Source organism: Kineococcus aurantiacus (assembly GCF_013409345.1).
Classification (GTDB): Bacteria; Actinomycetota; Actinomycetes; order Actinomycetales; family Kineococcaceae; genus Kineococcus; species Kineococcus aurantiacus.
In genome coordinates, this window is record NZ_JACCBB010000001.1 from 884604 (window position 1) to 895410 (window position 10807).

7 protein-coding genes are annotated in these 10807 nt (G+C 72.7%); 2 read left to right on the top strand and 5 right to left on the bottom strand.

Annotated features, from left to right (window positions below; translation table 11 throughout):
- Positions 1–14 precede the first annotated feature (14 nt).
- Entirely contained in the window at positions 15–893 is an 879-nt protein-coding gene (locus BJ968_RS04245; protein ID WP_179749502.1) for a helix-turn-helix domain-containing protein, read from the top strand.
- Here BJ968_RS04245 and BJ968_RS04250 read toward each other — a convergent pair.
- The 5 genes from BJ968_RS04250 to BJ968_RS04270 form a co-directional block, all read right to left on the bottom strand.
- Positions 836–3751 (bottom strand): glycoside hydrolase family 2 TIM barrel-domain containing protein, encoded by a 2916-nt coding sequence (locus BJ968_RS04250; protein ID WP_179749504.1) that lies wholly within the window; start codon positions 3749–3751, stop codon positions 836–838. The two genes, BJ968_RS04245 and BJ968_RS04250, sit on opposite strands and share 58 nt — an antisense overlap.
- A complete protein-coding gene (locus BJ968_RS04255; RefSeq protein WP_179749506.1) occupies positions 3748–4665 on the bottom strand; it encodes a carbohydrate ABC transporter permease in 918 nt (305 codons plus the stop codon). Before BJ968_RS04255 ends, BJ968_RS04250 begins: the two co-directional genes overlap by 4 nt.
- Entirely contained in the window at positions 4662–5627 is a 966-nt protein-coding gene (locus tag BJ968_RS04260; protein WP_179749507.1) for an ABC transporter permease subunit, read from the bottom strand. The genes BJ968_RS04255 and BJ968_RS04260 overlap by 4 nt, the downstream gene beginning before the upstream one ends.
- An 11-nt stretch (positions 5628–5638) precedes the next feature.
- Positions 5639–6982, bottom strand: coding sequence for an ABC transporter substrate-binding protein (locus tag BJ968_RS04265; protein WP_179749509.1), 1344 nt, complete (start codon positions 6980–6982; stop codon positions 5639–5641).
- Between the two features lie 168 nt (positions 6983–7150).
- A complete protein-coding gene (locus tag BJ968_RS04270; protein ID WP_425491468.1) occupies positions 7151–9352 on the bottom strand; it encodes an alpha-galactosidase in 2202 nt (733 codons plus the stop codon).
- Positions 9353–9562: 210 nt separating this feature from the next.
- On the opposite strand from BJ968_RS04270, the gene BJ968_RS04275 reads away from it, so the two are divergent.
- A complete protein-coding gene (locus tag BJ968_RS04275; RefSeq protein ID WP_179749511.1) occupies positions 9563–10699 on the top strand; it encodes an ROK family protein in 1137 nt (378 codons plus the stop codon).
- Positions 10700–10807: the final 108 nt, after the last annotated feature.

The following is a 10807-nucleotide window of genomic DNA, read 5'->3' on the forward strand; positions in this document are numbered from 1 at the left end:
GTACGCTCGGCCGCGTGGACGTCGTCGCCCCCGCGCTCTGGGTCCACCGCGGTGCGGTCCCGCCGATGCGGGAGTTCCACCGCCACGACGACCTGGAGATCAACGTCGCGGTCCGGGGGACCCTGGACTACCTCTTCGGCGGCGAGCGGGTCACGGTGCCGCAGGGGCACACGGCGATGTTCTGGGCCGCCGCCCCGCACCGGTTGCTCCCCACGGCGGACGCGCCGGACAGCGACACCTGCTGGATCCACGTCCCGCTGACGGCCGTGCTGCGCTGGTCGCTGCCGGAGGGTTTCTCGGCGCGGGTCCTGTCGCAGGACACGGTGGTCGTCCCGACGCGGGCGCTCGGCGAGCACGTCGAGGCCCAGTTCGCCACGTGGGAGCGCGACGTGGCGGCCGGGGTGGGGACCGAGACGGTGCTGCTGGAGGCGAACGCCCTGGTCCTGAGGATCCTGGCACACGAGGGGTCGTCCCCCGCCCCCGGGCGGCGGACCGACCCGCGTCCCGTCGCGCTGATGGCCCGCTTCACCGCGGAGAACTTCCGCGAGCCCATCTCCCCGGCGGACATCGCCCGGTCGGTGAACCTCAACCCGAACTACGCCACGACGCTGTTCCGCCGCGCCACCGGCGCCACGCTGGGTGAGCAGCTCCTGCGCCACCGCCTCGCGGAGGCCCAGCGGCTGCTGCTCACCACGTCGATGACGACGGCCGCCGTCGCGCACGCCGCGGGGTTCGGGTCGGGCAGCAGCCTGTACGCCCACTTCTCACGGGCCTGCGGCTGCTCCCCCGGCGCCTACCGCGCCACCCGGACCCTCACCCCGCGGGGCACGCCACCTCAGCCCAGCGCCTCGAACAGGAAGCTGAAGCTCGCCGGCGCGGCCTCCAGCCGGTAGGCCGGCAGCGCACCCGGCCCGCAGGAGCCGCTGCCGATGCCCTGCTGGGCGTGGTCGAGGTGCAGCCAGACCCGTCCCTCGTCGTCCAGCGCGGAGGTGTGCGTGGCGGCGTCGAGCGTCTCGGTGCTCCAGGGCCGCACGGTGACCCCGAACGGTTCCGCCGAGCTGACGCGCAGCCCCCGCCCCGCGGCGGAGGTGAGCTCGGCCCAGCGGACGTCGGCGCGCTGGCCGTTCTCCTGCGGGCGCACGTACGGCGTCTGCAGCTCCTCGACGGTCCGGGAGAACCGGCCGACCCAGGTGGCGGTCCCCGTGTCGGGGTAGGCCTCCCCCGGTCCCCGCCCGAACCACGTGAGGTGGCGCAGGTCCCGGGGCAGGGCGAGCCGGATCCCCAGCCGGGGCAGCGGCGCGGCGAGGGCGCCGGGGGTCTGCGGGACGACGTCGACGGTCAGCCGCGCACCGGTCCCCTCGGCCGCCCAGCGCCACGTCGTGGCGAACCCGGTGTCGGTGCCCGCGGGGGCGCTGCGGCGCCGGACCACGACGCCGGGACCGCCGTCCCCCTCGACCTGCCCGTCGATCCGGACGTCCACGGTCCGGTGCCGCACCCGGTGCAGGCCCAGGGCGCGCCAGGCCGGTTCGAGCGGTTCGCCGTGCTCGCCCCGGTCGTTGTCGGTCGGGGCCCGCCACAGGGCGAGCTCGGCGACCCCGACGGGGTGGCCGGCCAGCCGCAGCAGCGTCCCCGTGCGCGCGTCGAGGACCGCCGGGCCGACGGTGACGTCCGCGCCGAGCCGCTGCACCGGCGTGCCCGCCGCAGCGGGTGCGTCCGCCGCCGGGGTCGTGGCGAGCTGCACCTGGCCGCGGCCCAGGACGTGACCGGCCGGGGCCCACGTGGTGCCCTCGGCGAGCTCGGCGACGACGGTGAACCACCGCTCCCCCGTCGCCGGGGCCAGGGCCGCGATCTCGTCGGGCAGGTCCAGCAGCGCCGAAGCCCGGGGCGGGAGCTTCGGTGTCGGCAGCTCCCCGGCCGCGACCTCGACGCCGTCGTCCTCCACCGTCCAGCGCAGCCGGACGTGGCCGAGGTCCACGACGTCGTGGTGGTTCGTGAGCCGCAGCCGGGGTTCACCGGACGTGGAGTCGGGGCGCAGGCGCACCTGGGCGATGACGGCCGCGTAGTCCAGCAGGCCCGGGGAGGGGGTCCGGTCGGGGAAGACGAGGCCGTCGGCGACGAACGCGCCGTCGTGGACGGGCTCGCCGAAGTCACCGCCGTAGGCGAAGCGCTCCCGGCCGTCGGGCCCGGTCTGGCGCAGGCCGTGGTCGATCCACTCCCAGACGAAACCGCCCATGCAGCGCTCGGAGGACTCGAAGAGGTCCTGGTACTCGACCAGGCCGCCCGGCCCGTTGCCCATGGCGTGCGCGTACTCGCACTGCACGAACGGCATCGCCCGCCGGCGCGCGTCGGCCGCGGCGTCGGGCAGCGGCTCCTCGGTGCGCGTGGCGATGGCGGCGACCTCGGCGTGGGTGGCGTACATGCGCGAGTAGACGTCGGCGTACGGCACGGCCCAGTCGTGCTCGTAGTGGACGGGGCGGGAGCCGTCGCGGTCCTTCACCCACGCCGACATCGCAGCGAGGTTGCGGCCGGTGCCGCTCTCGTTGCCCAGCGACCACAGGACGACGCTGGGGTGGTTCTTGTCGCGCTCCACGGTCCGGGTGATGCGGTCGATCAGCGCGTCGTGCCAGCGCGGGTCGTCGGAGGGGTTGTCCCGCCAGTCCAGGGACCAGAACCCGTGGGTCTCCAGGTCGCACTCGTCGACGACCCACAGGCCGTGCTCGTCGCACAGCTCCAGGAACCGCGGGTGCGGCGGGTAGTGGCTCGTGCGGACGGCGTTGACGTTGTGCCGCTTCATGAGCAGCACGTCGGCGAGCATCTCGTCCTCGGTGACGGCGCGCCCCCGGTCGGCGGAGACCTCGTGCCGGTTCACGCCGCGCAGCTTGACCGGGGCGCCGTTGACGGTGAACACGCCGTCGACGATCGCGACGGTGCGGAAGCCGATCCGCAGCCGGACGCGCTCGGCGCCGGTCACGACCTCGGCGTCGTACAGGCGGGGCACCTCGGCCGACCACGGCTGCACCGGGCCCACCGCCACGTCCTCGTTCGTCGCGGCGTCCACCCCGAGCTCGGGGACGAGCAGCCGGGCCGGTGAGGGCGTGTCGACGCGCAGGGTGCCGGTCCCGCCGGAGTACCCGGCGTGCACGAAGACGTCCTCGACGCCCCCGGCCGGCCGGGCCAGCAGGGTGACGTCGCGGAAGATCCCGGACAGCCACCACATGTCCTGGTCCTCGAGGTAGCTCGCCCCGGACCACTGGTGGACGCGGACGGCCAGCACGTGCTGGTCCCCGGGCCCCAGGGCGTCGGTGACGTCGAACTCGACCGGCAGCCGGGACCCGACCGAGCGGCCCACCTCGACGCCGTCGACCCACGCCGTGAACGCCGAGTCGACGCCCTCGAAGCGCAGGACGACGCGGGCGTCGCCGAAGGCCGCGGGCACGGTGAAGGCGCGCCGGTGGTCACCCGTGGGGTTCTCGTCGGGCACGAACGGCGGCTCGACGGGGAACGGGTAGGTGACGTTGGTGTAGGCCGGCGCCCCCCACCCCTGCAGCTGCCAGTGCCCCGGGACCGCGATCTCGTCCCAGCCCGCGTCGTCGAACGCGGGCTCGGCGAAGTCCGTGGGACCGTCGGCGCGCTCGGCGTACCGGAAGCGCCAGCCGCCGTTCAGCGGGAGGGTCGATGCGTCCGACCGCAGCCACGCCCGCGCCGGGAGGGCTCCCCGCGCGGGGGCGAAGTCCTCGAACCAGTGGCTCATCCCTTGGTGGCTCCCAGCGTCAGACCGGAGACGAACTGCTTCTGCAGCGCGAAGAACACGACGAGCACCGGCAGCGCGACGAGCACGGAACCGGCGGACAGCAGGTTGTAGTCGGTGAAGAACTGGCCCTTGAGGTTGTTCAGCGAGCTGGTGATGGGGAACTTGTCCCCCGACTGCAGCAGGACCGTCGCCCAGAAGAACTCGTTGTAGATCCAGGTGATCTCGAGCACGGCCAGGGCCGCCAGCGCGGGCCGGCACAGCGGCAGCGTGATCTTCCAGTACTGCTTGAAGACGCTCAGGCCGTCGACCTGCGCCGCCTCGTACAGCTCGTAGGGCAGCGTCTTCATGTAGTTGCTCAGGACGAAGGCGCAGAAGCCGGTCTGGAAGGCCGTGTTGACGACGATGAGCGCCCAGTAGCTGTCGAGCAGCGTCCCGGAGTAGCTGAACCAGTACGGCACCTCGATGGCCCGGAAGAGCCGGTACAGCGGGATGAGCAGGGCCTGCGGGGGCAGCAGGTTGGCCGCCGTGAACAGGCCCAGCAGGGCCAGGTTGAACTTGAAGTTGAAGCGGGCCACCACGAAGCCGACCATCGAGGACAGCAGCAGCGCCAGCACGACCGACGGCACCGTGATGATGACCGAGTTGAGGAAGTGCCGGCCGAAGTCGCCCTGCTGCCACGCGTTGACGTAGTTGGAGAAGGTGAACCCGCCGAAGGACGCGTAGCCGTTGGCCTGGGTGTACGAGTAGTCGCGGAAGGAGTTGAACAGCGCCCACAGCAGCGGGAAGAGCCACAGGACCGAGGCGCCGATGAGGAAGACGTACAGGACGACCCGCGCCGGCGGGGTCCGGCGCGGCGCCCGGGGGGTGTCGGCGAGCGTGCGCCCGCCGACCCCCGGGATCGTGGTCGAGCTCATCGTTCGTCCTCCCGCATGACGACCCACAGGTAGATGCTGATGAACACCAGCGAGATCACGAGCATGATCGTCGCCAGGGCGGAGCCGAAGCCGATGCGGCTGGCCTCACCCACGATGTTCGCGGTGACCAGGGTCGCGATGAGCTCCAGCCCGTTGCGGCCCTGGTTGATGACCCAGACCAGGTCGAAGGCGCGCAGCGACTCGATGACCGTGATGACCAGGACGATGATGTTGATGGGGCGCATCACCGGGAAGACGATCCGGAAGAACGTCTGGACCTGGTTGGCGCCGTCCATCTGCGCCGCCTCCTTGAGGGAGGCGTCCACGCCCTTCAGGCCGGCCAAGTACAGCAGCATGACGTACCCGACCTGCTTCCAGCAGGTCGCGAACAGCGCCGCCCAGATGTTCCACTTCGGGTCGCCGTAGAAGTCCACCTGGGTGCCCAGGACGGCGTTGATGAGCCCCTGGTCGCGGGAGTACATGAGCTGCCAGATGAAGCCGACCAGCGCCAGCGACAGGACGACGGGCAGGTAGAGCGCCGTCTGGTAGAACCGGCTGCCCTTGAGCTCCTTGTCGATGAGCACGGCGAACAGGACGCCCAGCGGGGTCGCCACCACGAACATGACGACGAGCCAGAGCAGGTTGTGCTGGACGGCCGGCTTGAAGGGCGGGTAGTTGGTGAAGACGTCGGTGTAGTTCTGCAGGCCGATGACCTTCACGTCCGCCAGCGACCCGACGCCGTCCCAGTTGGTGAATGACAGCAGCACCGAGGCGATGGCCGGGAGCCAGACGAGGCCGACGACCACGAGGGTGGGGACGGCGACCATGAGCACGACGGCCACGCGGTCGCGCCCGCTCAGTCGGCGGACGCGTTGCTTCTTGCCGGTGCCCTGGTGCGACCCCCCGGACGGCGCGGGCTGCGCCGTCTGGGGAGCCACCAGGGGCAGGTCGGGGGACGACACGGGAGGCTCCTTCAGGAGGCGAAGATGCTCTTCTTCTGGGACTCGATCTGGCTGCAGAGGCCGTCGATGTCGTTCGGGTTGGAGATGAACGTCTGCAGCGAGGGGATCATGACCGTCGAGGCGAAGTCGGGGCGGGTGTCGCGGTCCATGAACTGCGAGATGGACTTGGCGTTGGCCACGAACTCGGCGCACTTCTTCTGCAGCTCGGTGTAGTGCGACTGGTCGGACTTGGTGTTCGCCGCGATGCCCGAGGGGTCGTTCGTGGTCTGGACGACACCGTCGTCGGGGGACCCGAAGTACTCCAGCAGCTTCTTCGCGCCGTCCTCGTTGCGGGGCCGCTTGGACATCATGAACCCGTCGATGGGCGCCTCGACGGCGTCGGCGCCGACGGCCGGGTCGACCTCGGGGAAGTTGAAGAAGTCGATGTCCTCCTGGTCGGCCTCGTCGAACTGCTGGCCGATGAAGGAGCCGATGACCATCATGCCGGACGTCTTGTTGACGATGCCGGACGCCGCCTCCTGCCAGGTGCGGCCCAGGGAGTCGGTCTGGTGCAGGGGCAGCAGGCCCTTCCAGGTGTCGAAGACCGTCTTGACCTTCTGGTCGGTCCAGGCCTCCTCGCCGGCCATGAGGTCGACGTGGAACTGGTAGCCGTTGATGCGCATGTTGAGCTGGTCGAAGGTGCCCATCGCCGGCCAGCCCTCCTTGTCGGCGAAGGCGAGCGGGACGAGGCCGTCCTTCTGCATCTGCGCGGCGAGGGTCTTCATCTCGTCCAGCGTCTGCGGGGCCTGGTAGCCCCTCTCCTGCCACAGCGACTTGCGGTAGAAGACCGCCCACGGGCCGTAGGTGGTGGGGACGAAGTACTGCTTGCCGTCCTCACCGGTCGAGGCCTTCTTGAAGGCGTCGGTGTAGTCGGCGCCGATCGTGCCCCAGATGTCGGAGATGTCCGAGGCGAGGCCCTTGGCCGCGAAGAACTGCATGCGGTACCCGGCGAACCAGGAGAACACGTCGTCCGGGCTGCCCTGGAGGTAGTTGTTGATGTTGTTCTGGAACGTGGTGTGGTCGACCGTGTTGAGCTTGATCGAGATGCCCTGCTTCTTCTGGGCGTCCTCGACCATGGCGTTCATGGTCTTCAGGGGGACCTCGTCGGAGAAGTTCGACCCCAGGGTGACCTGGGAGCCCCCTCCGCCGCCCCCGCTGCCGCCGGACCCGCCGTCGCCGCAGGCGGCGAGGAGGGCGGGGAGCCCGGCGGCCAGCAGGGAGCCGCGCAGCATCGAGCGCCGGCTGAAACCGGAGCGGCCGGCGGATGCGGGCACGAGGCTCGCGAGGTACTCGGACTCGGTGGCGGGGCGGTTCATCGCGACTCCTTCGTCGGCGTCCGGCGGGCGCCGGGACGCGGCGCGCAGCACTGCCGGCCGTGATCACGGCGGGCGGTTCTGCAAGCGTGGGCTGGTGTTTCGTCGGGTGTCAAGCGGTTCGGGGGAACCCCCGGGAGGTCGTGCGGCAGGTGCCCGCGAGCGGGCGGGTCAGGCACGGCGGACCCGCAGCAGCAGCAGTTGCTGCGGCTGCATCGCCGGTGCGGTCACCCCGGCCGCGGCGAGGGTGCGGCCGTTCAGGCGCACCCCCGTCGCGAGCCACGGCAGGTCCCGTCCCCCGCGCACGGCCGGGTCGTTGCCCGGTTCCTGCGCGGTGACCTCGTACTCCGCCCGGGGCAGCAGGCCGGGCAGGCGCACCCGGCCGGTCAGGGAACCGTCGGGCGTCCCCGTCTGGACGACCGCGAACAGCGCCTCGGAACCGTCGCGGGCGACGACCCCGTGCACGCGGTACGAGGGGTCGTGGTCGTCGTCGCGGACCACCACCCCGGTGTGCAGCAGTTCCCGGACGTCCTTGTACAGCGCGACCCAGCGGGTCAGCTCGGCCCGCTCCCCGGCGTCCATCCGCGTGAGGTCGGTCTCGATGCCGAAGGAGGCGAACAGCGCGGTCCCGGCCCGGAACGACAGGTCGCTGCTGCGGTGGGTCGTGTGCGAGGGGGAGGCCCCCACGTGCGACCCGATGAGTTCCGGCGGCAGCAGCTGCGTCGTCCACCGCTGGATGTCCTGCCGCTCCAGCGGGTCGATGCAGTCGCTGGCCCACACCCGGTCGGTGTGCTCCAGGACCTCCAGGTCCACCCGCAGCCCCCCCGAGGAGCAGGACTCGATCTCCACGCCGGGGTGGCGGGCCCGCAGCTCGTCGAGCAGCCGGTAGACCGCGAGGGTCTGGGCGTGGACGCCGGGGGCCCGGACCGGCCCGGACCCGGCCTCCACGAGGTCGCGGTTGTGGTCCCACTTCAGGTAGGAGATCGCGTGCTCGGACAGGATGGCGTCGAGCCGTCCCAGCACGTGCTCGTAGGCGGCGGGGTTGCCCAGGTCGAGGACCTGCTGCTGGCGGGAGGCCGGCGGCAGCCGGTCCCCGCCGCGCAGGATCCAGTCCGGGTGCGCGCGGGCCAGGTCGGAGTCGGGGTTGACCATCTCCGGTTCGACCCACAGGCCGAACTCCAGGCCGAGGGCGCGCACGCCGTCGACGAGCGGGTGCAGGCCCTGCGGCCAGACGTCCTCGTCGACGTACCAGTCCCCCAGCCCGGCGTCGTCGGAGCGGCGGTGCCGGAACCAGCCGTCGTCCAGGACGTACCTCTCGGCGCCCACCTCGGCCGCGGCGCGGGCCAGTTCCAGCAGCCGGTCGAGGTCCATGTCGAAGTACACGGCCTCCCAGGTGTTCACGACGACCGGCCGCGGCAGGCGCGGGTGGTGCGGCCGCGAGCGCAGGTGGTCGTGGAACCGGGCGGCGACGCCGTCGAGGCCCTCGGCCGACCAGGCCGCGTACACCCACGGGGTGCGGTACTGCTCCCCCGTCGCGAGCCGGACCTCCCCGGGCAGCAGGAGCTCGGCGCCGGAGACGGTGGTGGCGCCGCTGGAGAGCCGTTCGACGACGGTGCGGTGGTTGCCGCTGAAGGCGGTGTGCACGGCCCAGACCTCACCGTGCCGGAACCCGAAACCGGCCGGGCCCAGGGCGGTGACCAGGGGCGCGTCCGGTCCGGTGCGCCCGCGGCGGTTCTCCCGGACGTGCGAGCCGAAGGTCAGCGGACGGCGCTGCGGGACGCGCTCCTTGGCCCACCGGCCGGCGAGGTCGAACAGCTCGGTGGCGACCGGCGGGACCGGCAGGCTGAGGGCCAGCTCGGCGACCTCGTAGGGCTGCTCGCCCGGCCCGGCGGTGTTCGTCACGGTGGCGCGGTGCCGCAGCAGCCCCGAGGGCAGCAGCTCGGCCTCGACCTCCAGGGTCAGCCCGGCGTCGCGGTCGGCGGCGGTCAGTCCCAGCCGGCCACCCTCGGCGCGCTCCTCGACGTGCACGCCGGTCGGGACGAAGCGGGTGGACCACGCGGCGCCGGCGCGGTGCCCGGACAGCCCCGGCCGCCCGCTCCAGCCCCAGGACTGCTCGGGCAGGACCCGGGGCGGCTGGGGCACGTCGAGGTCGTTGTTCGCGCGCGCCGTCCGGCCGGCGGTGACGAGGTCGTCCAGCGCCGCGGCCGACAGCTCGCCGAGGTCGGCGCCCCAGTGCACCACGGTCGGCAGCGACGTCGCGGGGACGTCGAGGACGAGGCTGACCCCGGCGGCCCGCAGGTGCAGGACCCGCCCCTGCGGCGCGGTGCCGGGGCCGGCCGCCGGGGGGTGGGGGTCGAGGTCCAGCTGAGTCACGGTGGCTCCGTCGGCACGTCGATGTACGGGACGGGGGAAGTTCTACGCTGAAACTCCCAGGACGTCAATCACCCAAGCTCACCCGGCTCAGCGGGACTGGATCACGGCTGTGAGTTCCGTTGCAACACTCCCAGGCGTACGCTGAGCCCCCGACGAAGGAGGCGGACCATCGACGCTCCCGCACCCGCCACGGCCCCCGTCCCCGACGCCGTGGCCTGGACACCCCTGACGGGGACCGCGCACAGCATCGCCCTGGAGGTGCTGCTCGACGGCCCCCTGCCGCGCAGCGAGCTGGCGCGCCGGCTGGACCTGTCGGCCGGCACCCTGACCCGGCTGTCGAAGCCGCTGCTGGACTCCGGTCTGCTGCAGGAGATCGGCGAGGCGCCCGACCCGGTCACCGGCCGGCCCACCCGGCCGATGGACGTCGACGAGCGCTCGCACCTGTTCGTCGGGGTCAAGCTCACCGCCACGACGGTCCACGTCGTGCTGACCTCGTTGCGCGCCAACGTGTTGCGGTCCGCCGAAGCCGACCTGCCCGACCGCACCCCGGCCGCTGTCACCGCCACCGTCGTCGACCTCGTGCGCTCCGTCGCCGGCGGGTGCACCGACTCCCTGCGCGCGGTCGGGGTGTCGCTGGGGGGTCTGGTGGGTGAGCACGGCCACGTCCTCAACGCGAGCTTCCTCGGCTGGCAGGACGTCCCGCTCGGCCCGGTGCTCGAAGCCGAGCTCGACCTGCCCGTCGTCGTCGACAACGACCTGCTGTCCTTCACCCGCGCCGAGCAGTGGTTCGGGTCCGCGCGCCGCTGCGGCCACTTCGCGGTGCTGACCATCGGCGAGGGGCTCGGGTACGGGCTCGTGGTGCGCGACGAGGTCCTCGACCGCCCGGACGCCGGCGTGGGTCTGCTCGGGCACTACCCCCTGCTGCCCGGCGGCCCGATGTGCCCCGCGGGCCACCTCGGCTGCGCCGACTCCCTGCTGACGGTGGCCGCCGTGGAGTCGCGGGCCTCGACCGGGCTGCGGCGCGCCGTCGGGTACGAGGAGGTCCTCGACCTCGCCACCGCCGGGGACCCCGTCGCCCGGCGCGTCGTCGACGACTCCGCCCGCGGCCTGGGCGTCCTCGTCGCCGCCGTCGCCAACCTCACGATGCCCGAGATGGTCATCCTGTCCGGGGAGGGGATCCGGCTGGCCGTCGTCGGGGAGGAGGCGCTGCACCGCGCGATCGGTGAGCACCGCAGCCCCTTCGCCACCCCCATCGACCTCGTGGTGCAGCCGACGGGGTTCACCGAGTGGGCCCGCGGGGCGGCCGTGACCGCGATCCGGACGTTCGTCCTGGGCCACCGCCGCTGACCGCCCGGCGGCGGGCCCGGGCCGCCGGGGCAGCGGAGGTGGGGACGTGGCGGCGGGCCTACCCTGGAGGTGTGCGGACCCGGGGAGCGACGAACGGACGGCTCGTGC

Bases quoted from the DNA above. Each gene is read 5' to 3' on its own strand.
- BJ968_RS04255 (WP_179749506.1), bottom strand. From the start codon at position 4,665: ATGAGCTCGACCACGATCCCGGGGGTCGGCGGGCGCACGCTCGCCGAC.
- BJ968_RS04250 (WP_179749504.1), bottom strand. From the start codon at position 3,751: ATGAGCCACTGGTTCGAGGACTTCGCCCCCGCGCGGGGAGCCCTCCCG.
- BJ968_RS04265 (WP_179749509.1), bottom strand. From the start codon at position 6,982: ATGAACCGCCCCGCCACCGAGTCCGAGTACCTCGCGAGCCTCGTGCCC.